This window comes from Kitasatospora mediocidica KCTC 9733, assembly GCF_000744225.1.
Lineage (GTDB): Bacteria > Actinomycetota > Actinomycetes > Streptomycetales > Streptomycetaceae > Kitasatospora > Kitasatospora mediocidica.
Genome location: NZ_JQLN01000001.1, coordinates 280,049 through 305,399, shown reverse-complemented (window position 1 = coordinate 305,399; position 25,351 = coordinate 280,049). Strand labels below are relative to the sequence as shown.

Sequence of the window (25,351 nt, the reverse complement as noted above, 5' to 3'; positions counted from 1 at the left end):
GGTCATCCGGTCCAGCAGCCGCGCTCGATGAGGACATCGCGCAGGATGTCGATGTGGTCCGCCATGATGCCATCCACGCCCAGGTCCAGCAGGGCCCTGATCTGGTCCGGGTCGTCGACGGTCCAGACGTGGACCTGCAGGCCGAGGCGGTGGGCGGTGCGGACGAAGGCCCGGTCGACCACCGGCAGCCCTGCCCAGGAGCGGGGCACCTGGACGCACAGCGCCTGCTGCCTCGCCGGGGCCGGGGCTGACGCCTGGGACCGCGGCTGCGTCCGCTGGGCCAGCGAGCGCAGCCGCAGGCCAAGGACGGCGCGCGGTCCCAGTGAGGTGGCCAGCCGTGCTCCGGCGGCCGCCCGGACGGCGGCCAGGCGGGCATCGGAGAACGAGCCCACGCAGACCCGGTCCCAGGCGTTGGTGCGCCGGATCGCCTCGACGAGCGGGCCGGCCGCGCGGGCGGCTTTGACGTCGATGTTGAAGCGGGTGCGGGGGAAGGCCCCCAGCAGGTCCTCCAGCAGGGGGATCGGTTCGGTGCCCGCGATCCGGGCGGCACCCACCGTCCGCCAGGGCAGGTCCTTGACCGCGCCCGCGCCGTCGGTGACCCGCTCCAGCCGGGAGTCGTGGAAGGCGATCAGCACCCCGTCGGCGGTGACGTGCGCGTCGGTCTCCAGATACCGGTAGCCCAGTTCCACGGCGTGCGCGAACGCGGCGAGGGAGTTCTCCGGACCGCCCAGCGACCCGCCCCGGTGGGCGAAGGCCAGCGGGCCGGGGTGGTCGAGATAGGGGTGGCGGGAGAGCATGTCGCGGGTCACCTGCGCAGTATGCCGGGGCCCGGCGGTTCCGGAAGACCCGGCTCCACCTCCGGTGGGTGCGCGGTGGCGATCACCGGTCAGCGGCGGCCGGTGGCCAGGACGACGAGGAACTGGCCGCCGCCCGCCTCGATGTCGGCGGTCACCGGCACTCCCGGCAGCAGTCGGGAGAACCGGTCCACCAGCCAGTCCGCCGCTTCCCGGGCGTCCTGCCTGGTCGGACAACGGCCTACGATCTCGCGGCCGCCCTTGCGTTCCAGCCTCGCGGCGACGGTGATCAGCGGCGCGGGTTCGACGACGTACAGGCGCTCCGGCCAGGCGATGACCACCTTGACCGCGCCCTTGCGGGTGTTGCACCCGCGGTGCGCGAGCCGCTCGACGACCTTGGCCTTCCGGTCGGCGGTCCGGCTGTCAACGCTGGGTCCCCGCGGGTCGTCACCGACTTGTCGGGATCGACCGGTTCGTCGCACACCCAGCATCGCCAGCCGTCGCGCTGGGCCACATCATCGAGGAGACTCACCCGAGCAACCTAGCGTGCCCGGCCGCCATCGCGCGCACCAGGGCCTCGGCGACGACCGGGTGAGCAAGTGGCCCCACAAGCTGCGGCCTGCATGCAGAGCCCTGGCTCGACGTCTGGGAGGCGCTGGAGCACCCGATGGCCGACCGGAACCTCGCGGAGGCAGTCGACACGTGGGACTACGACCTGTTCGCCGACGAGCTCCCTTGGTGCACCTTGTACGACAAGGACGAGCAGCTCGCGGTCCTCACCAGTTGGCTCACCCGCTACGCCCCCGCTCGGCTCATCGCGCACAACTCCCCGGACCACCTGCTCCAGCGCCTGAGGCTGATCGGCCTCCCCGGGCCCGCCCGCTGGTGCGATCCACACTGGCCCGGCTACACCTACTGACCGCAGTCCGACTCCACGTCCACGTGCCGTGCGCGGTGGCGCAGCTGTGCCGCGACGTCGGGGGGAGCGGGCGGGTGCGGGGTCACGCGCAGGTGCAGTGCGGCGAGCAGCAGGCAGAGCGCGGCCGTCGTGGACCACAGGGCGGTCGTCCCCGTGCGGGTGAGCAGTTGGGTGCCGAGGAGGGGCGCGAGCGTCGCGGCGACACCCCAGCTGGTGCCGAAGACGGCCAGATAGCGGCCGACGCCGAGAGGTGGCGCGAGGTCGGTGACGAGTGCGTAGAGGCGGCCCATGATCAGCAGGTTGCCGAGGCCCCACACGCCGGCCGACACGAGGAGCGCGGGCAGGGCGGGGGCGAGGGCGTAGCCCATGAGCCCTGCGGCCAGCAGGAGATGGGCGAGGGCGAGGGCGACCGGGGTGGTGAGCCGGTTCGTCCAGGGCAGCCGGATCAGTGGCTGGGCGAGGACGGTGGTGGCCGCGGTGGCGGTGAACAGCAGTCCGGCGTCGGCGGCGGGCAGGCCCTGGCGCGCGAGCGCGAGCGGCAGGGTCATCACGGTCTGCTGGTTGATCAGGGCGTAGCCGGTTCCGGTGGCCAGGACGCTCAGCAGGGCGCGGTCGCGCAGCGGCCGCACCGCGGTGTCGTGCCGGTCCGCTCGGGGTGTTGGCGCACGGTCGTGCGGAAGGGCCAGCCGGATCAGCAGTGCGCAGGCCAGGCACGTCGCGGCGTCGGCGACGAAGAGCCAGTGCAGGTCCCACCGCCCGAGCAACGCGGCGAGCAGTCCGGCGCCCATGGCGCCGGCCGCGAGCGCCGCGCTGAGCAGGCTGAACGCGCGTACCCGCTGCCCCGGCGGCACGCACTCGCCGATGAGCGCCTGGCTCGGCGGCTCGTAGAGCTCGAAGGCCAGCCCGAGCAGCACCGCCGCCGCGACCGTCCAGGTGAGCGACGGGGAGGCCGCGATCGCCAGCTGTGCCACGGCACATCCGCAGAGCCCCAGCGTGATGGTCGTGCGCCGGCCGAGGCGGTCGGCAAGCCGGCCTCCGGCCAGTCGCGAGGGGATCGTCGCGAGCCCGAAAGCCGCGCTGACCAGCCCGGCGGTGGTCGGACGCACGCCGTGGTCGGCGCAGATCAGTGCGGTGAGGAAGGGCAGTGAGAAGGCTCCGAGCTGGTTGACGGTCCGGGCGAGGAGCAGCAGACGGACGGTGCGGGGGAGCGGGTCGGGGCGTGGGTCGGAGCGCGGGTCGGAGCGTGGCACAGCGCCTCCCATCACTGGCTAATGGTCTATTGTCAGTGACGGACACGGTAGGTTGGCGAGAGGTAACTGGTCAAGTGTTGTTCGACAGTCACATGCGCATCCTGCTCGAGGCCTCGGTGGCGCTCGTCAACGCACTGACCGACGGTCAGGCGCACGGTCGCCGCTACATCGCCCCCGAGGGCGCCCAGCGGGTCGGGGCGGTCCGGGCGGCCCTCGCTGCCGGGACGGACCTGGAAGTCGGCGAGGCCGACCGGTTGGCCGACACCGCCCGCGCCCTGCGCGGCGTGTTCGAGGCCGCAGCCGCCGACCGCCTCGACGACGCGGCCGCGGCCCTGAACGCACTGCTGCGCGAGAGCGGCGCCCGCCCCCAGCTCGACCGGACCCCCGGCGAGCCGTGGCAGGTCCACTTCCACGGCGCCGACGACTCCTACGCCGTCGGCTGGAGCGCCGGCTGCGCCACCGGCCTCGCGATGGCCCTCGGCGGCGACCACGCCGGGCGCCTCGGGGTCTGCGCGGCCCCGCACTGCGACCGGGTGTACGTCGACACCTCCCGCAATGCCGGCCGTCAGTTCTGCTCGACGACGTGTCAGAACAGGGTCAAGGCGGCGGCCTTTCGTGCCCGGCGCGCGGGCCACGACGCGTGAGGCCCAGCCCCAGCCCCAGCCCCAACCCCCAGTCCCCGTCCGCGCAGCCCGCGCCCGAAACCATTTGGCGGACCGAGGCGACCGCTGCTACCTTCCCCGAGGCCGTGCGAGAGAACGAGGAGGTGGTACCCGTGAACGCAGTAACGACATGGGTGCTCCCCTTCGGGGTCACGGCCGGGCGATAGGTCGTCCGGGAGCGCCGATCTGAGCCCTCCCGAAAGGCACGACCATGCACTTCACTTCCGAACAGCGCCTCGACGACGACGTCATCGAGCGCGAGTTCACCCTCGGCGAGATCCCCGGCATCCTGTGGACGCCCGCAGCCGCATCCGCAGCGGCACCGGCGCGGCTGGTCCTCCTCGGCCACCCTCCGCTGGGGCTGGGCAGGATGTACCCCCGGCTGGCGGCCCGGGCCCGGTACTGCGCGGCACAGGGACTCGCCACGGCCACCATCGAGCTCCCCGGAAGCGGCGACCGGCCCCGGCTGGCCGCCGTCGACCAGGCCCGCGCCGACCTGCGCCGGGCGATGGAGGCGGGCGAGCCGGTCGGCGACGAGATCATCGACGCCCTCATCCTCCCGCTGGTCGACGCGGCGGTCCCGGAATGGCAGACCGCCCTCGACGCCCTCCTCGCGCTGCCGGAGATCGAGGGCCCGGTCGGATACTCGGGGGGAGTGATCTCCATCGGCGTCCGGCTGGCGCTGGTCGAGCCGCGCATCGCGGCCGCCGTCCTGTTCGCTGGTAGTTTCGTGCCCCGCGCCATGGTCGAGGAGGCCCGCCGGGTCACCATTCCGCTGCACGTCCTGCTGCAGTGGGACGACGAGGGCAACGACCGGCAGGCGTCACTGGACCTCTTCGACGCCTTCGGCTCCAAGGAGAAGTCCCTGCACGCCAATATGGGCGGGCACACCGGCGTCCCGCAGTCCGAGGGGGAGGCTGCGTCCCGGTTCCTCACCCGGCATCTGAGCTAGGGCGTGTCTGACAATTCGCGTCGGATGAGCCCGCGGCGTTGGGCGCCCGGCTGGGCGTGCCGGCGGATCGTCCTCGTACTGGGTCGTACTTGGATGATCCGCCGGTGCGTCCAGCCGGGATGCCCGGCGTCGCGGGCCCGGCGGGAATTGTCAGACACGGCCTAGCCGCCGTAGACGCACGACCGCCCCGGCCGGCCACTACCGGCCGGCCGGGGCGCCGCCCGCCCGCCCACCAGCGCTACGGCGCGGCATCGGCTCGCGGCGCGCCCGTGAGCAGTGACCGCGGCTGTCGCCGACCACCGACCACTGCCTCGCAGGACGACGTCCCCCGAAACCCCTGCCGCGCGACGCCCTGCCGCAGGCTGTGAGGCCGTGAGGCCGGATCAGGCGAGCTCAGGAGACTGCTGCCTCCGCAGGCGCACGACGGGCCTGTCGGCCAGCGCCCGCTGGACGTGGGCGGCGAGCTCGTCGGCTGCAGGCATGCCCGCCGGGCCGCTCCACGGGCCGGCGGGGCAGTCCAGCGAGGTCGGCGGCGGTACGTGCGCCGGCAGGTCCTGACGATGCGCGGCACAGCACAGCGAGTACTGGACGTAGGACAGGTAGGCCGCCACCTCGGTGGGCAGCGCGCCGGGGTCACTCTCCCCACGGTGGGTGTGTCCCCAGGCCTGCAGCAGCCGGCGCAGCACCTCGCAGCGGGCGGTGAGTTCCGCCTCGCCCAGCAGCGCGACCAGAAAGCGTTCGAAGAACAGCTCCCTGGTCCTGTGCGCCCGGCGGGCGGGCACGATCGGCTCGCCGGGCGCGCCGACGCGTGCCAACTGCTCCAGCAGAACCGAGACGGCGTAGCGCGCGACCGTGCCGTCCGCGAGCTGCCCGGCGACCATCTTCACCGCGTAGGGCTCGTACAGCGTCACGCCCGGGTCATAGGTGGAACCGCTGGATTTGACGGAACAGCGAACCTGCAGGCGCAGTGCGAGGGCCCTGGCATCGGCGGTCGAGAGATTCCACGCCCCGGCGACCTGTTCGAGTCGCCACCAGGATTTGCGTTCCTGCTCGATGGTGGGGCGGCGGCGAGGGGAGTACTCGGTCCGCCTTGCCGTGGTGATGCCGTCCGGCAGCATCGCGTCCAACTCGTCGCCCGCCGCCCGCAGGCTGGTCCGCAGATGCCGTGGGGACGACACCAGGCCGAGCGCGGTGTGGAGTCGGACCTCCACGCCGAGGGAGCACTCAGGGTCCGGATCACACTCGTCGTAGGGCGTCTCGATGTGCTCGACGGCCGTCGCCTCCCGCAGGTCCCCGATGGGCATGCTGCTGCGCCCGACCATCCGGACGACCCGCAACTCGGTGGGCCGGCCCGCGGGGAGGAACTCGACCCGGTGGACGTCGTGGCGTCGTCCCACGGCGAAGGCGAAGCCGACGCAGAGGCCGAGCGTGACGAAGAGGTAGACGTCGGCCAGTGCCCCGCTCAGGAAGGCGTGCAGGTTGATCAACCCCAACAGCGCCACCAGCGGGAGCGTGACAACCCCGAGCGTCAGCGCGCCCGACAGCGCTGACCACACGGGGGAGCAGAGGTAGCCAGGACGGCTTTGCGGCACGAGAGCCAGTCTGGATGATTGAGGCGCTCGGGGCGGATCCGTCGTCATGGCAGCCACCGTAGGGCGGCCGCCGACACCTGGATACCCCACGGGCGAGACCGACTTGACGCATCGTCATATCCGCTGAAATCGAACGATGGTGGACGGCGTCGGCTCGCCTCGCGCCCATCGGCAGAGCCGACGGTCCGTCACTCGACAGCCCGGCCTGGCCCCACCGCACCGTCCTGCCACCCGAGGGCGCCGCCGGCGCGGGAGCTTCCGCTGTGGAAATCCAGTGCCCGCCACCAGGTCCTTCGGGCAAGAATGCGCCTATGGACAACGTGGCGGGGCTGGCAGGGCGCTTGATGACGGCAGCGCGGGTGGCGGAGGACTCGCAGGCGGACGACGACGGGCACGCCTACTGGGCGGTGCTCTCGCAGGCCGTGACGGCGGGGGAGAGCGGGGAGAGCGCGTTGCGCTGCGCGCAGGGGCTGCTGGGGTCGGCCGACGTCCTGGAGCGCGGGGTGGGCTGTGATCTGGCGGGATACGCGGCCGCCGAGCACGCGCCGCTGCGGCGTGAGGTGGCAACCGCCCTGATCGCGCTGGCCGAGGTGGAGACAGAGTCCCGCGTCCTGCACTCCCTCGTCTGCGCCCTGCACCGGGCGCAGGACCCGCGCGCCGTTCCGGTGCTGGTCAGGCTCTCCGCACACGAGGACGTCGAGCTGCGGCGTGTGGTCGCCTCGCAGATCGTCTTCAGCGGACTGCCCGACGGGCCCGACATCCGGGCGCTGATCCGGCTCACTCGGGACCAGGACCCCGAGGTCCGCAACTGGGCGGCCTTCGCGCTGGGAACCCTGCTGGAGCAGGACACGACCGCCATCAGGGACGCGCTGTGGGAGTGCACCACCGATGAGGACGGCGAGGTCCGGGAGGAGGGCGCGCGGGGGCTGGCCCGACGGCACGACCCACGGGCCGTCCCACTGATCGCGCAACTGCTGGGCACCGACGACTGGTCCCGCCACCTCATCCTCGACGCGGCGGCGATCCTGGGCGTCCCCGAACTCCTGCCGGCCCTGGCCGCCTGCGAGCCCGGCTCAGCCGAAACCGACGAGGCCATCGCGGCCTGCGACCCGGAGCGGCGGGCCCGGATCGAGGACGACGCCTGGAGGGTCGTCCTGGAGTTGGAGCGGCTGCGCCCCGACCTCGGTGCGGCGCTCAGCTCACCGCGCTACGAGTCGGTGCACCGTATGGAGGTGACCCACCGGGAGACGCTCGACGCGGGCTACGACGTGGCCGCACTGCTCGCCCGCGCAGGTGGGGACCCGGTGCGGGCGGCCGAGTTGGTGGTGTCCGACCTCACCGGTCCCGCCGGGAACGCACCGCGCACCGACGGTCCCTCGCAGCCGGAGAGCCGCCCGGCGTCGACCGAACTGCCCGACGCCCCCGTGTGAGGCCCTCCCCGCCGATGGGCCGACCCGCCCGCCCGGATCCGGGGGACCCGAGCGAGCCGGTCGCTGCCGCGCCGTCGGTGGCCGCCCGCTACGGGGCGCCGATGCCGTTCGACCAGACCCACGGCGAGCCGTTGCCGTTGCTGAAGACCCGCGAGATGGCCCACGGGCCGTTCGAGCAGTGCAGGCCGTAGACCTCGCCGGCCGCCTGATCGTGGTCCCGTAGACGGGGATCGCCAGCAGCTCCATGCTCGCGCCGAAGAGCAGGAAGGGGTGAGGGGTTCCCAGCATGCTCTGCAGCAGCGCGCCGAGCGCTGCGCCGGCGGGCATGGATCCCATGATGATGGTGCGGTAGGCGCCGCCGACTGCTCCTCGGATCTCGGGGCGTGTCAGTTGCTGGCGCAGTGTCACGGATGCCGTCGCCCGTGTTGGCGAGGATCGACGCGCCGAGCAGAGTCCGAAGCGGCTTGCTCACACGTCAACCTCGTCCCTGCCGAACGCGCCGCGTGCGGGCAAGATGACCTCGCGCCGTTTCGCGAGGGCTTGCCGCAGGCGTTCGCGCGGTCCCGGCGGACTCTCTCCGGTGATCTTGTCTGGCATGCCCTGGCCGTACCGGCAGCGTAGGCAGGGCAATCGCGCTGCGCATGGCTGAAAGCGGGATCACAGGCTTGCTTGCCCGGTCCTGCGTCCGGGTGGACGATCTGTGCGAGCACGTGGGCCCGGCGCGAGTCGGTGAACAACTCCCTTGGCTCGTAAGGCTCCAGGCGTCCCACGATCAGCATCCTCGGAGTCCACTCAGTGCGCCGAACGCGCTGACTTCGAGATGATCTTGCACCTAGCTGCCAAGCGACTTGGTGCCACCTCTGAAGCAGTGACACCGCCGTGTGTGGACGGCAGGATCTTTCTCAGCAGCGGAGAACGCCACAAGAACCGGGGCGAGTTCCGCGAACCATTCACGGGCACCGCGTTGGTGACGAAACAGGGGAGAACAGTCGTGAGCCACTCGATACGCATTGTCTGCGCCGCCATGGTCGTGGCATTCACCGTCGGCCTGGGCACCACCGCCGTAGGCGGCGTCGTCGTCGCAGATCGCCCGACCGATCAGCACGGCGTCACCGGCTCGGGTTTCGACTGGGACGGCATTCGCCTCACCGCACCAGCACAGAGCTGATCGGATTCCGTGTATCTGGTCGCGGTGACTCTCATCTGTGCTGATCCGGCGTCATCGCAGCTGACGGCTGGAGCAGTCACCGATCTGATCTGGCTCCACAGCCAACACGAAGACCGGGTGGAACACATCCGCTCCCGCGTCGATCTCAACCGCTGTCACATCGCTGCCGCGATCATCGCAGCCACGTCGGATGCGGCGACCGCGAGCCTGCGCCGCGTCTGCGAACGCGCTCTGCGGCACACACCAGCCCTGCGTGGCTGGCGCCTCGCCCTCACGTAAGACCTCCAGGAACCAAACCGAGCAGGCGTGATGCCCGCTCGACAGTAACGCCCGACCGTGACAGCCCTGATGGCCGGCACAGCGGTAGTTACCACATGCTCTTCCGCCTCATCCGCCGGTGTCCACGCGCCTTGAGGTCCCTGGCCGGCTGCGCCGGCGAGCTGGACCGGCGCCAGGTGACCCGACGCGGACCGGAGCGCCCCGTCGACCCGGCACCGGGGACTCGGCAGTCCGGCCTGTCCGCGGAACACGCTCACTCCATCGCCCTGGCAGCGGCCGAGGGCAGCCCCTTCATTCACCTTTCCTGAAAGAGAGTTGTTCCGCCATGCGCATTCTGAAGAAGATCGCTGCCGTCGCCGCCATTGCCGTGCCGATGCTCGTCGCGATTCCCGCGACCGCTCAGGCCTCCACTCCGTCCGGCTGTTCCAGCGTCACGCAGATCGGCAGCACCGCCTACCTCAACGTCGGCGGGCAGACGATGGCGTCGGTGAAGCAGTACAAGGGCTGCGGCAAGAACTACTCCTACCTGTACGTGTGGCAGGGCTACCGCGACTCCCACAGCAGCTGGGATGTGTGCGCGGCCATCGTCACCGGCGGCGGACACGACGTCCAGGACCCCATGTGCGGCCACAACTCCGTGGAGATCTGGTCCTCCGGCGCCGCCACCCTGTCGCAGTGCACCCAGGCCCTGGGCTTCAACGGGACCGGCCCCATTCCCTACCCCGGCGACGTCGCCGTCAAGACCGACGAACGCTGCTGACCTCTCGGCGCCACGGCGACCGCCGTGGCGCCGGGTTCCAGACGGCTGTTGCTGACTGTCCGGCAGGTTCGGCGAAGCCGGTCATGTCCAGCGAGCAGTTCCGGTCCCCGGGCCGGCACCTGAGCTCGTACCACTCACCCGACTCACCCGGCTTCGCCGGACACCGGCAAGCGCGCCTGCGCAGACGCTGCCTTGCCCCTCCCCGCAGCAAGCACGTCAAGGACGGCCGCACCCACCTGCGGTGCCGCTGAGCGCTGCCCCAAGCCGGGAGCCCTCCCTCAGCCCTCTCGTCCGCCGGTGCCCGACACCGGGACGAGGTCAGGGCCGATCCCCCACCGAACCAGAAGGAACCACCCCATGGCAACCGCCATCAAGACCCGCAATCCCGCAACCCGGCTGCTCGCGGCCGTCGCCGTCCTGAGCGGCCTGGTCCTGAGCGCCGCACCGGCCCACGCGGCGACCCCGCCGTCCTCTGCCGAGACAGCGGCGGCCACCACCACCGCGCTGCCCGTGGTGGACATGGAAGCCACTGTTCTGGCCGCCCAGATCGATCCCCGACGCGCCGACAACACGCAGACCCCGGGGGCCCATGACTCGGTCCTTGCCGTCGAGCAGGCCCTGCAGGCCCGTGGCTTCCTCGACGCCCGCTGGGTGGACGGCTACTTCGGCACCACCACCATCACCGCCTACGCCGCCTTCCAGCGCTCCCTCGGCTACAGCGGTCTGGCCGCCAACGGACTGCCCGGCGCCACCTCCCTCACCGCACTCGGCCAGGGCCGATACACCGTCACCCACCAGATCGGGCCCGGAGCCAAGCTGCAGCGCGACGGATACACCATCGACACCCGCACCCAGAACATGCTCACGGCAGCCGAGGGCCTCCTGGGCTTCCACCTCACCCTGTCCCAGGGCTCCTACAACCCCGGCGGCGATCCCACCTCCGCGGGCACCCACGACGGCGGTGGCGTCGTGGACATCAACATCGACGGCATGTCCAGCACCACCCGCACCGCCGTCGACAAGGCGCTGCGCGAGGTCGGATTCGCCGCCTGGATCCGCAACCCCACCCAGGGCGACTGGCCGTGGCACATCCACGCCGCAGCGATCAGCGACACCGATCTGTCCACCCAGGCCCAGAACCAGACCGGTGACTACTACCTCGGCTTCAACGGCCTGGCCAACCACGGCGCCGACGACGGCCCCCGCATCCCCATCCAGACCTGGGAGCAGTACCAGCGCACTCACTGACCGCGCACGGTACCACCCGAGCACGACCAGGCAACACGAACCAGACAGCACGACCAGACAACCAGTCGATGACACGTCACGAAAAGAGTAAACCGTGAAGAAGATACGTACCTCGCTCACCATCGCCGGCACCGCACTGGCCATGGCCATCCCCCTCATCGGCGCTGCCCCCGCCTTCGCCGCCTCCCGCGACGGAGTCTGCGACGCAGGGGAGTTCTGCTACTACTACAACAGCAACCAGGCCGGCTCGGTCTCCGACTTCACCGGCTCCATCAGCGACCTCGGATCCACCCAGCCGACCTGCTACGAGTTCAAGGGCTCCGGCGCCGGCCAGGGCGTCTGCGTCAAGAACAACGCCGCATCGGTGTGGAACCGCACCGGGCAGACCGTCCGCGTCTACTTCAACAGCGGCTTCGGCGGCGCCAGCCAGGACTTCGCCCCCGGCGCCAAGGGCAACCTCGACGCCACTCTGAAGAACAACGAGGCCTCTCACCAGTTCCTCAGCGGTGGTGGCGGCGGCACCAGCAACCAGAGCCCCACCAACGACTTCGACCACGGCACCCGCGGCTTCGCCGCCGACAACTGCACCGCCTTCGCGGCCTACCGCATCGCCAGCCGTCTCGGCGTCCCGAACTTCAGCAACTCCTGGGGCGGCACCACCTGGGGTGACGCGGGCAACTGGGCCAACGCCGCCCGCAGCGTCGGCGTCACCGTCAACACCACCCCCACCGTCGGTGCCATCGCCGTCAACGACGTCCACAAGGTCGGCCACGTCGCCTACGTCAACGCCGTGTACTCCGACGGTTCCTTCGACGTGGAGGAGTACAACTGGAACAACCCCCTCGCCTACGGCACCCGCAGCCACGTCCACGTCAGCGACGCACAGGCTGACTTCCAGTGGATGCTGCACTTCTGATCGACCATCAGTACATCACCGGCACGCCCGGAGTGAGGCCGGCTCCACAGCCGGGATGAGCCATACACGTCGAAGCCCCGTCGGACATGGGCGACCTGGACAAGGTCACCCGCCCGGCGGGGCTTCGACGTGCGTCCCCGCCGGTATCGCCGCAACCCTCACCTGCACCCGCAAAACCCCCAAATGTGATGATCCATCAATTCGCCAAAAAGCATTGCCTCTCCGGTCGCCATGCCCCGATGATGATCACCGACATCGAGGGGGAACGATGCTGCAAGCACTCGGACTGAGCGCACTGACGGAGAGCGTCTACCGGACTCTGTTGGCCGAGCCGGACTGGGGGGTCGACCGGATCGCCGCCAGCCTGCACCTGTCGGAAGCGGAGACGCGTGAAGCACTCGACGAACTGCTGGAACTGACGCTGCTGCGGCCCGCGACCGGATCCGACAGCCTGCGGGCCGTCAGTCCGGAGGTCGGACTGACCAGGCTGCTCGCCCACAACCAGAACCAGCTGCTCTTCCGTCAGGAGCAACTGGAGAACACCCGCACCGCGATCGCGGCCCTGTCCGCCGCGTACATCGACCGACGACCCGACGACGAGATGGTCCTGCGGCTGGACTCCCTCGAAGCCGTCCGCGACCGCCTCGAGGAACTCGCAGCGACCGCGACCGAGGAATGCCTGTCCTTGATGCGCGGGGGAGCGGTTCGCCCCGATTCCATCCAGGCCGGCAAGCATCCCAACCAGGTGGCACTGGAACGCGGGGTGGTCATCCGCAGCATCTTCCAGGACAGTTTCCGCAACGACCCCGACACCCTGCGCTACGCGCGGTGGTTGACCGATCTGGGCGGTCTGACGCGCACCGTGCCGTTGCTGCCGATTCGACTGGTCATCGTCGACCGCAGCATCGCCCTGGTCCCGACCGACCCCAGTGACGGCCGCCGCGGCGCACTGGAACTGCGCGGCGAGGCCCTCATCCAGCCCCTGTGCGCACTGTTCGACGAACTGTGGCGCAGCGGAACCGATCTCGGGCAGCCCGCCCCCCGTGACGACCAGGACCTCACCGGGGCCGAGCGCACTCTGCTGCAACTGCTGGGCCATGGCCACACAGACCAGTCCGCGAGCCGCAAGCTGGGCCTGTCCTTGCGGACAGTGCGTCGAATGATGCAGGACCTGATGAATCGTCTGGGCGCCGAAAGCCGTTTCCAGGCAGGGGCCGAAGCTGTACGGAAGGACTGGCTGTGAGGGGCGCCCTGGACCTCGCACCCGAACGAGTCCGGTCGTTCGGCCTCGACGCCGTCAACGACGCCCTCGCGTACGCCGCCGCGCACGGTGGCCCGTTCGACCGCACGGCCCTCACCCCAGGAGCCCGCTGACTTGACCGACCGACGTGGGACTTCAGGCGGGCGGGGTCACGCCCCGGCGCACAGCCACTGTGTCGAACAGGAGCCAGCCGTCCATCTGTGCGGCCGGAGGATCGTTCGGGTGCCACCCGCCGGTCATCGCCTCGTCGAGCAGGGCTCTCACCGTGCCCGGCTCATGCAGGTTCAACAAGCCGCCCTCCGCGGCGCCGACGGCTCCGGAGGGGAGGTATCCGTCGGGGACCCGTCGGCCGGCGCCTGCCTGGAAGACGATCAGGAGTCGCCCGCGCGCTCCGAGGCGGCGGATGGTGAGGGTCTCGCGGCAGTCCCGGTACCGGCCCTGTTCCAGGCGGTGCTCGTGTCCCAACGACCACAGGAACGTCTCACCGCCGACCACCAGACGCCGGGCCTTCTTGCTGCTGCGCACCATCAGGGGATGGTAGCCGTCGCACCCGACCCGGCTGCTTGTAGTTCGGCGGCCCATGCGGGTGGGTGGAGGGTGGCGTCGTACATCGGTAGCTGGATTTTCGCGCCGTAGCGGGCGAGTTGGGCCCAGGAGGCAGGTGATTCCGGTGGAGCCGTGGGCGCGGACGCTGGTGACGGCGTGGACGTCGAGGACATCGACAGCAACCTGGTCCGAATGAACGACGCCTTCCGACCGAGCGGAGAGAGCTCAGAGCTCCCTCTCGAGGTAGAGGTCGCGCAGCCGCCGCGCCAGGTCCTCCGGGTCGGCGCCGGTGGAGGCGATGTAGCCGGAGACTGAGCCGTGGTTCTGCGCGAGCTCGACGAGGAACAGCTCCATGGCGCGGGCGGGGGCGCGGAACGCACCGGTGCCTGGTGGCAGCGGCTTTCCTCCCGCAGCCTCCCACTCGGCGAGCAGGGCGGGGCGTACGGCCTCCGTCAACGCGTAGTCCGCGACGATGTCGGCCTCGGGGACACCGAGCAGGCTGAGGATCAGGGCGGTGATGATCCCGGTCCGGTCCTTGCCGCCCTTGCAGTGGTACAGCACGGGCACGGACTGCGGGTCCGCCACCAGTTCCAGTACGGCGCGGATCTCCTCCCGTCCGTCCTCCGCGGTCTCGACGTAGCGGTCCGCGAAGAACTGTGCGACGTCCTCGAACGACTGGTGGTACTGGTCGTAGGAGCGGTGCTCGATGCTCAGGTGATGCCAGGCGGGCGCGGTGTCGTGCGGCGCCCGGCCCTGCTGGTCGATCTCCCAGCGGTGCCGCAGGTCGATCACGGTGCGCACGCCGAGCTTCGCGTAGCGTTCCCGGTCCTCGGCCGCGTGCGCGCCTACCAGTTTGTGGAGGCCGTCGGACCGGTAGACGAGCCCGGGGCGTATCGCCTGCCCGTCCGTGGTGAGCAGACCGCCCAGATCGCGGACGTTGCGCAGGTGGGTGAAGCTGATGATCCGTTCCATGGGCACACCCTACGAGCCGGCGCCCCGGCGGGCGAGGCCTTGTGGCCGAGCTCCTGCCCGAGCCCGACTCCCGGCCGAGTGATCTGCGGATGGCCAAGACCGACCGGTGCTCGCCGGCCAGCGACCCCACCTGCGCCCACGGCCCACACGGCCTACGAGTTCGGCTACAACGTCGTGCTCGTGACCGACGCGATGACCGATGTCGACGCGACCGCCCACGACCACGGCGTCACAGGTCCAGTCACGACCTCGACGCGTTCTCAGCCTCCTCAGGCGGTCGTCTTGAGGGTGTCGTCGAGCCAGTCGTAGATGCGGGCGAGGGCCGGGCGCATGGCGCCGGGGTGGCAGTGGGCGCCGGCGCCCTCCGCCACGGTGAAGTGCATCAGGGTCCTGGGGCAGGTGAGGTGGTCGTAGAGCTGTGCGGGCTGGCCCTTGAAGAACTCGTCCTCTTCGGCGTCGCAGACCAGGGTGGGGCACTGGATGCGCTCGGCGATGCCGTCGGCGAGGGTGTAGTCGAGGTAGGCGGCTCCGAAGGCGCGGGGGGTGTCGACGCCCATGACGTACATGCCGTGGTTGAACGCCCAGCGGGCGGTGGCGTTGTCGGCGATGACCGCGTCGAGGGCGGTGTCGAGTTCGGGGGCGTGCTCGGCGCGCAGGAGGCGTTCGGCCTCCTCGCGGTCGTGGGGGGTGAAGCGGACGGAGACCTGGCCGAGGTCGAAGACGCCGTCGACGGCTATACAGGCGGCCAGCCGGTGCTCGAAGGCCGCGGCCCTGGGGGCGAGCAGGCCGCCCATGCTGGAACCCAGCAGCGCGATCCGGCTGTTGTCGACCTCCGGGAGGGTCTGGGCGAAGTCGATCACGGGGGTGATGACGTTCTCCCAGTCGGGCCGGAAGACCAGGCCCTGGTGGTGGCGCGGTCCGGGCTGGCCGGGGCCGTCGAAGGTCAGGACGGTGTAGCCGCGCTCGACGGCGGCCAGCGCGCCGCCGAAGTGCATCTCCTCGGCGGTGCCGTCGAAGCCGGAGTGCATGATCACGGTCGGGCGCGGGGTGCCGGTGGTGTCCACCCGGTACAGGTAGCCGGGCAGCGTGGTGCCCTCGTACGGGATCTCGACCGGCTCGATGACCGGGGTGAACAGGGCCGCCGCCGCCCGGAAGCAGGCCACGCTGCGGTCGTAGGCGTGGTCGTGGCGGGGGTCGCAGGGGCGGCCGTGCAGGAAGAACTCGGCCGAGCGGTAGTAGTTGGAGGCCCGCAGGAAGCCGTCCCGGGCGCTGATCCGGTGTCCGGCGGCCAGTGCCTTGTCGGCCTCTGCGGCCACGCGGTCGGCGGTGGCGAGCCACTCGGTGTGCCAGCTGGCGTAGTCGCCCTCGACGATGCGCTCGCCGGTGGAGACGACCTCGCCGAAGTCGGCCCCGCCGTAGGCGATGTGACTCATCGAGCGCAGGGTCTCGTACCAGAACTGGGTGTTGTTCGGGAACAGCAGCTGCTTCATCGCACACACTCTCCTCGGAGGCGCTAAGCACTGATCTGTGCTTATGGTGGGAACTGTAGACCCTCCGGATGCTGCAAAGCAAACATCTGTGCTTACGATGGTCGGGTGACTTCGAAGCAACCGACCACGCGCATCCGCAGGAGCCCCGAACAGGTCCGCGCGGCCGTCCACCAGGCGGTCATCGACCTGCTCTGCGACCCGCAGGGAGAGGACCTCAACATCCCCGCCATCGCGCAACGCGCGGGCGTCAACCACACCAGCGTCTACCGGCGTTGGGGCAACCTCGACGCGCTCCTGGCCGACACGGCCACCACCCGCCTCGAGCGCGACTCACCGCTGAACGACACCGGCACCCTGCGCGGCGACCTCCTCGCCTGGGCCGAAGCCAGCGTCGCGAGCATGCGCACACCCGAAGGACGCGCTCTCGTACGCGCCGTCATGCTGTCCATGCCGAACAGCACCCAGGCCAAGGCCGATCGTGCGCAGCACTTCCAGCGCCGGATGCACTCCATCGAGCAGATCCGCCGGCGGGCCACGGCCCGCGGCGAGAACCCGCCGCCCCTGGAGCAGATCCTCGACCAGCTCATCGCACCGTTCTACATCCGGTCGATCTTCGGCATCGACCCGCCGGCCACCGGCTACCCCGAACTCCTCGTCGACAGGCTGCTCGGCAACGGGAATGGGCACCGGTCAGGCGGTGCGTCCACGGCGACCTAGTGTCCTGCACCGGGGTCGGGCATGCTGAGGTGGACGGTGGTCGGCTGGCCTGACGCGGCACTAGGCTCTGTCCGGCCGCTTCGACGAATCCGCCCCCGGGCCCACACGGCCGGGGCCGTTCATGACGAGTGACCGAGTGCAAGTGCGGTGCAGAGCAGGGGTGTTACGGCGGAGGGGCGGGGTCGTGGCGGGAGCGGTACTGGTCCACGGGATCTGGAACCAGCAGCGGGGTGTGGCCCCGGACGTGGCAGCGTCGCTGCTGGCGGACGCGGCACGGCCGAGTCTGGAGAAGGGGCTGCGGGCCGCGGGTCTGTCGCACGTTCCGGTGACGGAACTGGCCATGGCCTACTACGCCGATCTGCTGGCCGACGGTGTGGAGCAGCAGTCCGGCGGGGTCCCGGGTCTGGAAGAACTGTCGGACGACGAACTGCGCGAGGCGTGGGAGTGGCTGCTGGCGGCCGGCGTGCCCCAACCGGAGGAGGCGCAGGCGGGTTGGCTGGCACCCGTGAGGCAGGGACTGGGCTGGCTCGTCCGCCGGGACGGCGGTGCGACGTTGGCGTCACGGATCCGGGAGGAGGTGACGGAGCGGCTGGGGCGGCTCGTGATCGCGTCGATCAGAGAGCTGGACGCCTACACCTCGCGACCGCAGGTGCGGGCAGCCGTGCGTGACCGGGTGGCCGGCACGATTCGGGCGCAGCGCCCGGACGTGGTGGTGGCGCATTCGCTGGGGTCGGTGGTGGCCTGGGAGACGTTGCACGCCTACCCCGACCTCGAGGTGGAACTGCTCGTGACACTTGGCTCGCCTCTGGGGCTACCGACGCTGATCCGGAAGCTGGAACCGGCCCTGCGGCACGGGGTGGGCTCACGGTCGCCGGGAGTGCGGCGCTGGGTGAACATCGCTGACGCGGGCGACCTCGTGGCGGTGCCGCCGGAGCTCGGCGGGCGGTTCCTGGTCGAGGAGCACGTGACCACGGACATCGGTCTGTTCGACCCACACACGCTGGGCGGTTATCTCGCCGGCGGCCTGACCGCCGCGGCGATCGCGCCCTACCTGAGCTGAAAAGGGCGAGACCCGGCGGCCGTTCCGGTGAGCAGCCGGTCGGGGGAGCGGGCCTGCTCCCAGAAGTTGCCTCGATGCCGATGGCGCCGCTCCTATAGTGCTGAGCGGGTTTCAGAAGTGGAGGGCCGGGGCGGATGACGAAGTCGTGGGTGGTCGGCGCGGGCGGGTTCGCTCCGCGGTTCGTGTCCGAGGACGAAGCCGCCCGCGGTGAAACGGGCTTCGAACCGTTGCCGAGCGTGGCGTCGGCCGTGGAGCGCGTGGCCCGTGCGCTCGACGGCGTGGGAGTCCGCTCCGCCCACCCGCTTCTTGATCCGTCCTTCGGCAAGGCGACGGAGGCCTGGGCCGATGTGCAGGACCAAGCCGCCGGAGAGCCCCTGATCGTTCACTTCAGCGGTCACGGAGACGTCCTCCATGGGGAGCTCTACCTCGCGGTCATGGACAGTACGCAGGGCTCGAACCTGCGTCGGACGGCGCTCAACGTGACGACGATGCTCGGCGATGCCGAAGCCGGTCCGGCCGGCCCCGTCCTGTTCCTGCTGGACGTCTGCTCCGCTGGAACCGCGCTCTCGGCCCAGGAGTTCCGGAAGATCACCGACAGGGAACGAAAGGCCTGGGTGATCGCTGCCTGCGGACCGGGCAGGACGACCTTCAGAGCCAGGTTCAGCCATGCCACCGCTCAGGTACTGGAACGGTTGGCCAAGGGGTGGCTGGACATCTCCCCTGTCCTCGCCCACGTTCCCGTGGACACCTTCGCCGCCGAGATCCACCGCGAGCTCAACCGCGGCGCCGGCGCGGACGACTACCCGACGTCCGTGGTCCGGACCCCGACCACCGAGGCGCTGCTCGATCCCGCTCCGTTCTTCGTCAATCCGGCCTACGCCGAGGCTCCGGCCGAACGGTACCGGGCGCGCATCAGTGCGGCCCTGTGGCAGCTGGCCGCCGAGGTCGATCCGGGGCTGGACCCCCTTCACTTCGTCGGACGCGCGACCGGCAGCCAGGGGACCGACCGCTGTCTGTTCACCGGCCGGGACGTCGAACGCGAACGTATCGCCCGCTGGTTGGAGGACTCGGCCGGCGAGGAGTCGAACCTGCTGGTCGTGACCGGCAGTGCCGGCTCCGGAAAATCCGCGTTGCTCGGCGTCACGGCCTGCCTGACTCACCCTCAGCTGGCCCCGCTCGCAGGTGCCGTCTTCAGCCGGGTCCGGGATCACCGCCCGCGTCCGGCCGGGCGGGTCCTCGCCGTCCACGCCCGCCGGCAGAACGGCGACCAACTGATCGCGTCGCTCCTGCGCCAGCTCGACGGGGAACCGGACGCCCACCACCTCCCCGCCACCAACGGCACGGCAAGCGCGGCGGGCGCGGCGACACTGGAAACTCTGCGGTCACGCCTGGCCGATGCCGGGCCGGTCATCCTGATCCTCGACGCTCTCGACGAGGCCACCGATCCCGAGGGCCTGCTGGAGCAGGTGATCCTTCCGCTCGCCGACCGGGGAGGAGACGGACCGCAGCCGGACTGCCGTTTCCTCATCGGCACCCGTCCCCTGTGGAAGCGCCTGCCGAACCTGCGCAACGCCGCCCTGAAACCGGGCAGCCTCCTCTCTCTCGACACGGTGCCCGAGAAGCGCCTGACCAAGGACCTGGCAGGCTTCCTGGGCGACCTGCTGTGGAACGACCGTCGCTACCCGGACGAGACCCTGGCAGCACTGGCCGCAGCGCTGGCCGGGGCGGTCGACCACGGGGGATTCCTGCTCGCCACCCTGTTCGCCGACCATCTCGCCCAACTGCCCGCCGAGACGGAGCTGACGGCCGAACAGGTCGTCGAGCGACTGCCGAACACCATCGCGGGGATGTTGGACCTGCACATCGACACCCTCAGCCGGACCGACCCCTGGGTCCGGCCGGTCGTCGCGGCGTTGGGGCATGCCCGGGGCCGAGGTATGCCGCTGGAACTCCTGCACGTCACCGCCGTAGCCCTCGCGCCCGCTCAGGACCCCGACCGGTTGCCGCCCGATCTGGACACCACCAGGCAGGCGTTGGACCACGCCTCGTTCTACCTGCGAGCCGACAGGGACACCGACGGACGACAGCTCTACCGCTTCTTCCACCAGAGCCTGGCGGAGCACTCCGCGCCACCGGCCGGCGGCGCCGTGCTGGACGCGCTGATCGCGCAGGTCCCCGCGGACGCGGACGGCTGTGTCGCCTGGGAGCTGGCTCAGCCGTACCTCAGGCGCCACGCGATGGAGCACGCGGTCGCGGCCGGTGGTGGCGCTGTCGATCGGCTTCTGACGGATCCGGGCTTCCTCGTGCACGCGGAACCGGCCGGCCTCGCGCCCCACCTCCACCTCGCAGGCGATCCGACCGCGCAGATCCATGCCTCCGTCTACCGCACCACCCTCACCCACCACCCGCTGCGCGAGTTGCCGGAGGCGCGGCGCCAACTCCTCGTACTGGACGCCCTCCGCTGGAAGCAGCCGGCGCTCGCGGAGGCCGTCTCGTCGGTGGTCACCACCGATCGGACGGTCTCGCCGACCCCTTCCTGGGCGACCGGTTCGCTGACCAACCGGGCGCTGCGGCACACCCTGGTACACGGCGACGGAGTCGAGGAGCCGGTGATAGCCGATATCGACGGCCGCCCGCACGCGCTGACGACGAGTGCGGTCCACGGCGAGGGTACGGTCCAGGTCTGGGACCTGGCCGACGGAAACCAGCGACACTCACTGCGGCAGTTCGGCGGTACGTCGAAGCGCATCCACGTCCTGGACATCCTCCGGTTCCGCGGGCACGCGCACGCGATCACCCAGGACGAACAGGACGTCATCCGGGCGTGGAACCTGACCGACGGCACCATGAGCTTCTCGACTCCCGAACCGCGCCCCGAACCGCGCCCTGAACCGGCGTCCGATGAACAGGGAACTACCCTTACCATCTCGGTTTCCCTCGACTCCTACGCAAGCCGAGTGTCCAAGGTCTTCGTCAGCGACGGCCATCTCTTCGCGATCACGACGCGGGACGGTGGTGTGCAGGTATGGGACATGGACTGCGGCCACGAGCATCTGGAGCTCCCCGTACGCCCGGACGGCGACCGTATTCCCGATCCGGTCGGGTTCCTGATGACTGGCGGCGGCGTACCCCTGCTCCTCGTCGGGGAGAAGGACCGTCTCACGGTCTGGGACCTTGCCACGGGGGCGGCGGGTCTGAGCGTCGACACCGCGCCGACCAGGTTCAACCGTGAACGCTTCAGCTGGCTCGTCGCCGGAGACGGCAAGCCCTTCCTGTTCCTCAAGGAGGAGACCCGCCTGCGGATCTGGGACGTCGGTGAGAACTCACTGGTCGTGGATGTTCCCCATCACCACGACGGTTACGTCATGGCCGTCACCGACGGATCCGAAGGCGGGCCCTGTCTGTTCATGCTGGACAGGTCAGGCACGGTCACCGGCTGGAACTTGGGCAGTGGACCTGCGCCGGCGGAGTTCTCCTGCGCGGGCGACGACGGCGCGTTCCCGCTGACGGCCCGTTTCCAGGAGATCGACGACCGTCTCTGCCTGATCACGGTGCAGCCGGATCGCGTCAGAATCTGGAACGTGGCCGACGGAGCGCCCGTCGCCGCCTTCCCCGTGGCCCTCGTCCCCGATGTGTGGGTGGAAATCGCGGGCACCGCCGTCATCGAGGACGACCTGCATGTTGCTTTCCTGTGTTTCGGCGTCGTCCAGGTCTGGAACGTGGCCACCGGAACTCTGCGGCACGCCTTCTCCCATGGCGACGGTGTGACCAGGGGAAACTACTCCAAGGACACCGCCACGGTGGCGGAGGTCGAGGACCGGCCGGTGATCGTCACGACCGCGGGCGACGGAGTGGTGCGGGTGTGGGACCTTTCCGCCCCCACACAGCTGCAGGAGATGCTGTTCGAGAAGGGCAGGGTGGAGGGTCTGGGCGTCGTGGAGGCCGGGGGCAGGCGATCCGCCCTGGTCATCCGCGAGAGATCGATGTCGCTGATCGATCTGGCCACCGGCCGCGCCGGAAGATCGTTTGACGCTCAGGACTCCTGGAGGTCGGAGCGGGACGACAAACCGACCGTGTACATCGGCTCCACGCATGCGGCCGCCCATGCACCGGACCACGCGTCGATCCAGGTGTGGAACTTCGTCGACGGCACCGAGCGGGTCCATACGGCAGCTGGGCCGGTCAACATCGCCATGGCCCTCGCCGACGACCGCGACCACCTCGTCATCAGCGCGGTCCCCACCGGGGACGGCGCCGACGGGCACGTCACCGTCTGGGATCTCGGCCGGAACAGTTGGCGCTCTCTGAAGCACACTCCGGCCGATGCCGGCCGGACGGTGGTCGCGATCGGAAGCTTCGGTTCGCGCACCTTCCTGCTCACCACCACGCCCCAGGGCGAGGAGCGGTGGTGGCACGTCTGGAACACGGTCACCGGAGCGGAGGAAGGGGCTCTCCTGGAGCCGGACCTTCGTGAGAAGGCACAAGGGTTGCTGGCGGAAATGGGGGACAGGATCGTGGCCGTCACGGTCCAGGGAGGAAGAGAGGTCCGCATCTGGGACATCGCCGACAACGGATTCCGTACGACGTTGACGCATCCCGGAGATGTCGAGCCGTGCCTCATCCACGTCCTCACCATCGAGGAGACGCACCTCGTGCTGACCCTCGGTTCGGACTTGAGCGTGCGGACCTGGAACGCGGAGTCGGGCGAACTGCTGGCCGTCCTGGATCTCCACTCGCTTCACGAGCACCCCGCCAACTCCTGGCTGTCCCTCAACTACGCCGAAGTGGACGGCAGAATGCGCCTCGTCACGCTCGACAAGGACGGCAGAGCGGGAGTCTGGGACGTCCTGGACCTCGAATTCGTCAAGTCGCTGTCGTTGCCCGGGGAACCCATGAGGTGGCTGGTCGGAGAACTGCCGCCGGGCCGTCCCCAGCTGGTGGTGGCGACCGACGGCCGCCGCGGAAACGGGGTCACGTATCTCTGGGATCTCGCCAGCGACACGAGCGAGGCTACCCAGTTCGTGGTGACCGATCCCGTGGAGGATGTCTGGCTGTGCCCTGACGGCCTCGTCGTCGCGTTCGGCGCCGACCTGGCACTCTTCCGCACGGACGGAACAGCCGAGCCGTAGCTGGTGAGTGTGGCGAGGCCGCCGGGTTCAGCCGGTAGCTCCGCCTCTGATGTTGACGATACGGTCGGGTCGGCCGAGCCCGGTGGTTTGGATCCAGCTCCGACCGCGTCCCTGACCGGCAGCGCTCAGGCCCTCTTCCTGCCGGGGCGGAGCCAGTGTCTGGTTGTAGCTCTGGCACAGTCCCTCCTGGGTATCCGCGAACACTCGTGAACACCCAGCTGTCGGTAATGGGGTCAGCCGACGTCGAGCAGACCGGCGAGGAGTTGGAGTCGTTCGGCGTCCGGGCTGCCCTCGGCGGTGGTGCAGACGATGAGCATGGGGCCGGGGGTGCCGGGCATGGGGTAGGCGTCCCAGTCCAGGTTGAGTTCGCCGACCAGGGGGTGGTGGACGCGCATCTGGCCGCGGGTCGGTTCCTCGACGTCGTGGCGGGCCCAGAGGGCGGCGAACTCGTCGCTGTGGACTGCGAGTTCCCCCACCAGCTCGACGGCGCGCGGGTGTCCGGGGTCGGCGGCGACCTGGGTGCGCAGCATCCCGGTCAGTTCCGCGACCGTGGCCGCTCGTTCAGGGCAGCTCTTGTCGGCCTCGGGGTGCAGGAACAGGGACAGCAGGTTCCGCTGCGCCTGGGGCAGCTGGGTGAACTCGCCCAGCAGGGCGCCGACGAGCGGACTCCAGGCCAGCACGTCCAGGAACCGGCCGACGACCAGGGCGGGTGTGCTCATGGTGCGCAGCAGCCGCTGCGTGGTGTCGGGTACCTCCTCCGGTATGGACGAACGTGGTGGACGGGCCGGGGTTCGCGCGGCGGCGGCGAGGCTGTGCAGGTGCCGGGTCTCCTCGGCGGAGAAGTTCAGGGCGCGCGCGAGGGCGTCCAGGACATGGTCGGAGGGGCGTACGTCGCGTCCCTGTTCCATGCGCTGGTAGTAGTCCGAGCTCACCCCGGCCAGCAGGGCCAGTTCCTCGCGCCGCAGCCCGGCGACCCGCCGCCGCGGGCCCGGTTCCAGGCCGACGTCCTGGGGCCGTAGCCGGGTTCGGCGGGTGCGCAGAAACTCCGCGAGTTCGCGCCGGGGGGCTTCCCTCAGGGTGAGCAGGTCGTAGGTCACCGCAGCAGTATGACGCGGGCGGGGCCGGCGAGGGTGGGTCTGCCAGACCTAGGAAGAGCGGAACGACCGTGATGTCGCGTCCGGGGTCCAGCATCGGAGGCACCACAGCGGTCACGGAAGGACAGCGACATGAAGGCCGTTCAGATCATGAGTTACGGTGCGGCGGACGTCCTGCGCGTCAACGAGGTCGACCGTCCCGCTCCCGGTGCGGGCGAGGTGCTGGTGTCGGTCGAGGCGACCAGCGTGAACGGCCACGATGTGATCTTCCGCTCGGGGGAGTTGAAGATGGTCTCGGGACGTCGGTTCCCGATCGGTACGGGGCTGGACTTCGCGGGCACCGTCGTCGAGACCGGGCCCGACGTCCAGGGCTACCGGGCCGGGGACCGGGTGTGGGGCATGGTGCACCCCCGGCGGAGGCACGTCACCGCGGGGGCGGCCGAGTACGTCACGGTGGCAGCGAACCGTATCTCGCATGCTCCGGTGGGCCTGTCGTCGGTCGGCGCGGCCTCGCTGGTCGTGGCGGGCGCCACGGCGCTGATCGCGCTTCGTGACAGCGTGCAACTCGCGGGCGGGGAACGGGTCCTGGTGCGGGGCGCGGCCGGCGGAGTCGGCACCGCCGCCGTGCAACTGGCACACGCGATGGGCGGCCATGTCACCGCGCTGGCCCGCGACCGCCATGCAGAACTTCTCACCGGACTCGGTGCCGACGAGGTCCTCGACTACCGCTCCACCACCTCGGACCGGATCGGCCCGTTCGACGTCATCGTCGACACCGTCGGCGCGGAAATGCCCCGCTACCGGGACCGGTTGGCCAAGGGCGGCCGGATGGTCACCGTCGGGCTGTCCCTGTCCGCCCTGGCCGCGATCGCCGCGTCGAGCGTGCACGGCTCCCGCCGCATCCGCACCTTCAGCGCCAACCCCGGCAGCGCCCTGCTGGGCGACGTGGCCGACCACGTCACCTCGGGTGCGCTGCGTCCGGTGGTCGACAGCGTGTACCCGCTCGCGGACATCGTCGCGGCGCACGAGGCGTTCGAGCGCGGTGGCGTCGCGGGCAAGCACGTGGTCACGGTGTCCGCATGACTCCGTCGTTCTCGCGGGACTTTCGATCC

Annotated in this window: 24 protein-coding genes and 1 pseudogene; 16 read left to right on the top strand and 9 right to left on the bottom strand. The window is 70.5% G+C overall.

All coding sequences use genetic code 11. The annotated features are described in order from the left end of the window. Nucleotides 1-2 precede the first annotated feature (2 nt). Both BS80_RS01350 and BS80_RS01345 read right to left on the bottom strand, forming a co-directional pair. On the bottom strand, nucleotides 3-797 hold the full coding sequence (locus BS80_RS01350; RefSeq protein ID WP_035791680.1) for a glycerophosphodiester phosphodiesterase: 795 nt from the start codon (nucleotides 795-797) through the stop codon (nucleotides 3-5). Between the two features lie 89 nt (nucleotides 798-886). Continuing rightward, nucleotides 887-1,326, bottom strand: a pseudogene (locus BS80_RS01345) (hypothetical protein). Nucleotides 1,327-1,461: 135 nt separating this feature from the next. Here BS80_RS01345 and BS80_RS01340 point away from each other — a divergent pair. Beyond that, nucleotides 1,462-1,713, top strand: coding sequence for a hypothetical protein (locus tag BS80_RS01340; protein ID WP_051965615.1), 252 nt, complete (start codon nucleotides 1,462-1,464; stop codon nucleotides 1,711-1,713). Here BS80_RS01340 and BS80_RS01335 read toward each other — a convergent pair. Then, nucleotides 1,707-2,963, bottom strand: a complete 1,257-nt coding sequence (locus BS80_RS01335) for an MFS transporter (RefSeq protein ID WP_063771859.1) — start codon at nucleotides 2,961-2,963, stop codon at nucleotides 1,707-1,709. The two genes, BS80_RS01340 and BS80_RS01335, sit on opposite strands and share 7 nt — an antisense overlap. A gap of 92 nt (nucleotides 2,964-3,055) precedes the next feature. Between BS80_RS01335 and BS80_RS01330 the strand changes: the two genes are divergently transcribed. Together BS80_RS01330 and BS80_RS01325 are read left to right on the top strand one after the other, a co-directional pair. Next, nucleotides 3,056-3,607 (top strand): CGNR zinc finger domain-containing protein, encoded by a 552-nt coding sequence (locus tag BS80_RS01330; RefSeq protein ID WP_051965908.1) that lies wholly within the window; start codon nucleotides 3,056-3,058, stop codon nucleotides 3,605-3,607. Between the two features lie 229 nt (nucleotides 3,608-3,836). Beyond that, on the top strand, nucleotides 3,837-4,577 hold the full coding sequence (locus BS80_RS01325; RefSeq protein ID WP_035791676.1) for a dienelactone hydrolase family protein: 741 nt from the start codon (nucleotides 3,837-3,839) through the stop codon (nucleotides 4,575-4,577). A 383-nt stretch (nucleotides 4,578-4,960) separates the two neighbouring features. Here the strand turns inward: BS80_RS01325 and BS80_RS01320 are convergent, their stop codons facing one another. Continuing rightward, complete coding sequence (locus BS80_RS01320) at nucleotides 4,961-6,169, bottom strand: hypothetical protein (RefSeq protein WP_157535742.1); 1,209 nt, start codon at nucleotides 6,167-6,169, stop codon at nucleotides 4,961-4,963. 311 nt (nucleotides 6,170-6,480) lie between these two features. Here BS80_RS01320 and BS80_RS37385 point away from each other — a divergent pair, with 311 nt between their 5' ends. Both BS80_RS37385 and BS80_RS40235 read left to right on the top strand, forming a co-directional pair. Continuing rightward, a complete protein-coding gene (locus BS80_RS37385) occupies nucleotides 6,481-7,599 on the top strand; it encodes a HEAT repeat domain-containing protein (protein ID WP_051965612.1) in 1,119 nt (372 codons plus the stop codon). A gap of 14 nt (nucleotides 7,600-7,613) precedes the next feature. Beyond that, nucleotides 7,614-7,790, top strand: a complete 177-nt coding sequence (locus BS80_RS40235; protein WP_157535740.1) for a hypothetical protein — start codon at nucleotides 7,614-7,616, stop codon at nucleotides 7,788-7,790. Between the two features lie 277 nt (nucleotides 7,791-8,067). Here BS80_RS40235 and BS80_RS43395 read toward each other — a convergent pair whose 3' ends face one another. Further along, nucleotides 8,068-8,196: a hypothetical protein gene (locus BS80_RS43395; RefSeq protein WP_269676085.1), complete on the bottom strand. Its 129-nt coding sequence runs from the start codon at nucleotides 8,194-8,196 to the stop codon at nucleotides 8,068-8,070. Between the two features lie 286 nt (nucleotides 8,197-8,482). Between BS80_RS43395 and BS80_RS01310 the strand changes: the two genes are divergently transcribed. The 7 genes from BS80_RS01310 to BS80_RS43390 all read left to right on the top strand — a co-directional run bounded on the left by BS80_RS01310 (nucleotide 8,483) and on the right by BS80_RS43390 (nucleotide 13,344). Next, the gene (locus BS80_RS01310) at nucleotides 8,483-8,767 is read left to right on the top strand and encodes a hypothetical protein (protein WP_035791672.1); all 285 of its coding nucleotides are present in this window, start codon (nucleotides 8,483-8,485) and stop codon (nucleotides 8,765-8,767) included. Between the two features lie 9 nt (nucleotides 8,768-8,776). Next, a complete protein-coding gene (locus tag BS80_RS40230; protein WP_157535738.1) occupies nucleotides 8,777-9,046 on the top strand; it encodes a hypothetical protein in 270 nt (89 codons plus the stop codon). A gap of 325 nt (nucleotides 9,047-9,371) precedes the next feature. Further along, nucleotides 9,372-9,806 carry a chromo domain-containing protein gene (locus tag BS80_RS37380; protein ID WP_051965608.1) on the top strand — a complete coding sequence of 145 codons (435 nt, stop codon included), beginning with the start codon at nucleotides 9,372-9,374 and terminating at the stop codon, nucleotides 9,804-9,806. A 357-nt stretch (nucleotides 9,807-10,163) separates the two neighbouring features. Next, on the top strand, nucleotides 10,164-11,054 hold the full coding sequence (locus BS80_RS01300) for a peptidoglycan-binding domain-containing protein (protein WP_198045398.1): 891 nt from the start codon (nucleotides 10,164-10,166) through the stop codon (nucleotides 11,052-11,054). A gap of 94 nt (nucleotides 11,055-11,148) precedes the next feature. Then, nucleotides 11,149-11,970, top strand: a complete 822-nt coding sequence (locus tag BS80_RS38865; RefSeq protein WP_198045397.1) for a CHAP domain-containing protein — start codon at nucleotides 11,149-11,151, stop codon at nucleotides 11,968-11,970. Between the two features lie 268 nt (nucleotides 11,971-12,238). Continuing rightward, complete coding sequence (locus BS80_RS01290; RefSeq protein WP_035791666.1) at nucleotides 12,239-13,213, top strand: helix-turn-helix domain-containing protein; 975 nt, start codon at nucleotides 12,239-12,241, stop codon at nucleotides 13,211-13,213. Further along, complete coding sequence (locus BS80_RS43390; protein WP_269676084.1) at nucleotides 13,210-13,344, top strand: hypothetical protein; 135 nt, start codon at nucleotides 13,210-13,212, stop codon at nucleotides 13,342-13,344. The genes BS80_RS01290 and BS80_RS43390 overlap by 4 nt, the downstream gene beginning before the upstream one ends. Nucleotides 13,345-13,366: 22 nt before the next feature. On the opposite strand, the gene BS80_RS01285 is transcribed toward BS80_RS43390, so the two are convergent. The 3 genes from BS80_RS01285 to BS80_RS01275 form a co-directional block, all read right to left on the bottom strand. Next, complete coding sequence (locus tag BS80_RS01285; protein WP_035791663.1) at nucleotides 13,367-13,759, bottom strand: hypothetical protein; 393 nt, start codon at nucleotides 13,757-13,759, stop codon at nucleotides 13,367-13,369. A 243-nt stretch (nucleotides 13,760-14,002) separates the two neighbouring features. Next, entirely contained in the window at nucleotides 14,003-14,749 is a 747-nt protein-coding gene (locus BS80_RS01280) for a tyrosine-protein phosphatase (RefSeq protein ID WP_035791660.1), read from the bottom strand. 269 nt (nucleotides 14,750-15,018) lie between these two features. Next, nucleotides 15,019-16,239, bottom strand: coding sequence for an alpha/beta hydrolase family protein (locus tag BS80_RS01275; RefSeq protein ID WP_035791654.1), 1,221 nt, complete (start codon nucleotides 16,237-16,239; stop codon nucleotides 15,019-15,021). A 105-nt stretch (nucleotides 16,240-16,344) separates the two neighbouring features. Here BS80_RS01275 and BS80_RS01270 point away from each other — a divergent pair, with 105 nt between their 5' ends. From BS80_RS01270 to BS80_RS01260, 3 genes are all read left to right on the top strand, one after another. Beyond that, nucleotides 16,345-16,956: a TetR/AcrR family transcriptional regulator gene (locus BS80_RS01270; RefSeq protein ID WP_051965606.1), complete on the top strand. Its 612-nt coding sequence runs from the start codon at nucleotides 16,345-16,347 to the stop codon at nucleotides 16,954-16,956. A gap of 244 nt (nucleotides 16,957-17,200) precedes the next feature. Continuing rightward, complete coding sequence (locus BS80_RS01265) at nucleotides 17,201-18,016, top strand: hypothetical protein (protein WP_232246304.1); 816 nt, start codon at nucleotides 17,201-17,203, stop codon at nucleotides 18,014-18,016. A 134-nt stretch (nucleotides 18,017-18,150) separates the two neighbouring features. Then, complete coding sequence (locus BS80_RS01260; protein WP_035791648.1) at nucleotides 18,151-23,145, top strand: NACHT and WD repeat domain-containing protein; 4,995 nt, start codon at nucleotides 18,151-18,153, stop codon at nucleotides 23,143-23,145. A 233-nt stretch (nucleotides 23,146-23,378) separates the two neighbouring features. Here the strand turns inward: BS80_RS01260 and BS80_RS01255 are convergent, their stop codons facing one another. After that, nucleotides 23,379-24,242: a helix-turn-helix transcriptional regulator gene (locus tag BS80_RS01255; protein ID WP_198045396.1), complete on the bottom strand. Its 864-nt coding sequence runs from the start codon at nucleotides 24,240-24,242 to the stop codon at nucleotides 23,379-23,381. A 129-nt stretch (nucleotides 24,243-24,371) separates the two neighbouring features. Between BS80_RS01255 and BS80_RS01250 the strand changes: the two genes are divergently transcribed. Continuing rightward, on the top strand, nucleotides 24,372-25,322 hold the full coding sequence (locus BS80_RS01250; RefSeq protein WP_035791646.1) for an NAD(P)-dependent alcohol dehydrogenase: 951 nt from the start codon (nucleotides 24,372-24,374) through the stop codon (nucleotides 25,320-25,322). Nucleotides 25,323-25,351 lie beyond the last annotated feature (29 nt).

Coding starts and splice junctions, on each gene's coding strand:
- BS80_RS01330 (WP_051965908.1), top strand. CDS start 3,056: ATGCGCATCCTGCTCGAGGCCTCGGTGGCGCTCGTCAACGCACTGACC.
- BS80_RS01250 (WP_035791646.1), top strand. CDS start 24,372: ATGAAGGCCGTTCAGATCATGAGTTACGGTGCGGCGGACGTCCTGCGC.
- BS80_RS01300 (WP_198045398.1), top strand. CDS start 10,164: ATGGCAACCGCCATCAAGACCCGCAATCCCGCAACCCGGCTGCTCGCG.
- BS80_RS01340 (WP_051965615.1), top strand. CDS start 1,462: ATGGCCGACCGGAACCTCGCGGAGGCAGTCGACACGTGGGACTACGAC.
- BS80_RS43395 (WP_269676085.1), bottom strand. CDS start 8,196: ATGCCAGACAAGATCACCGGAGAGAGTCCGCCGGGACCGCGCGAACGC.
- BS80_RS01290 (WP_035791666.1), top strand. CDS start 12,239: ATGCTGCAAGCACTCGGACTGAGCGCACTGACGGAGAGCGTCTACCGG.
- BS80_RS01285 (WP_035791663.1), bottom strand. CDS start 13,759: ATGGTGCGCAGCAGCAAGAAGGCCCGGCGTCTGGTGGTCGGCGGTGAG.
- BS80_RS01260 (WP_035791648.1), top strand. CDS start 18,151: ATGACGAAGTCGTGGGTGGTCGGCGCGGGCGGGTTCGCTCCGCGGTTC.
- BS80_RS40235 (WP_157535740.1), top strand. CDS start 7,614: ATGGGCCGACCCGCCCGCCCGGATCCGGGGGACCCGAGCGAGCCGGTC.
- BS80_RS01350 (WP_035791680.1), bottom strand. CDS start 797: ATGCTCTCCCGCCACCCCTATCTCGACCACCCCGGCCCGCTGGCCTTC.
- BS80_RS01275 (WP_035791654.1), bottom strand. CDS start 16,239: ATGAAGCAGCTGCTGTTCCCGAACAACACCCAGTTCTGGTACGAGACC.
- BS80_RS37385 (WP_051965612.1), top strand. CDS start 6,481: ATGGACAACGTGGCGGGGCTGGCAGGGCGCTTGATGACGGCAGCGCGG.
- BS80_RS01280 (WP_035791660.1), bottom strand. CDS start 14,749: ATGGAACGGATCATCAGCTTCACCCACCTGCGCAACGTCCGCGATCTG.
- BS80_RS37380 (WP_051965608.1), top strand. CDS start 9,372: ATGCGCATTCTGAAGAAGATCGCTGCCGTCGCCGCCATTGCCGTGCCG.
- BS80_RS01325 (WP_035791676.1), top strand. CDS start 3,837: ATGCACTTCACTTCCGAACAGCGCCTCGACGACGACGTCATCGAGCGC.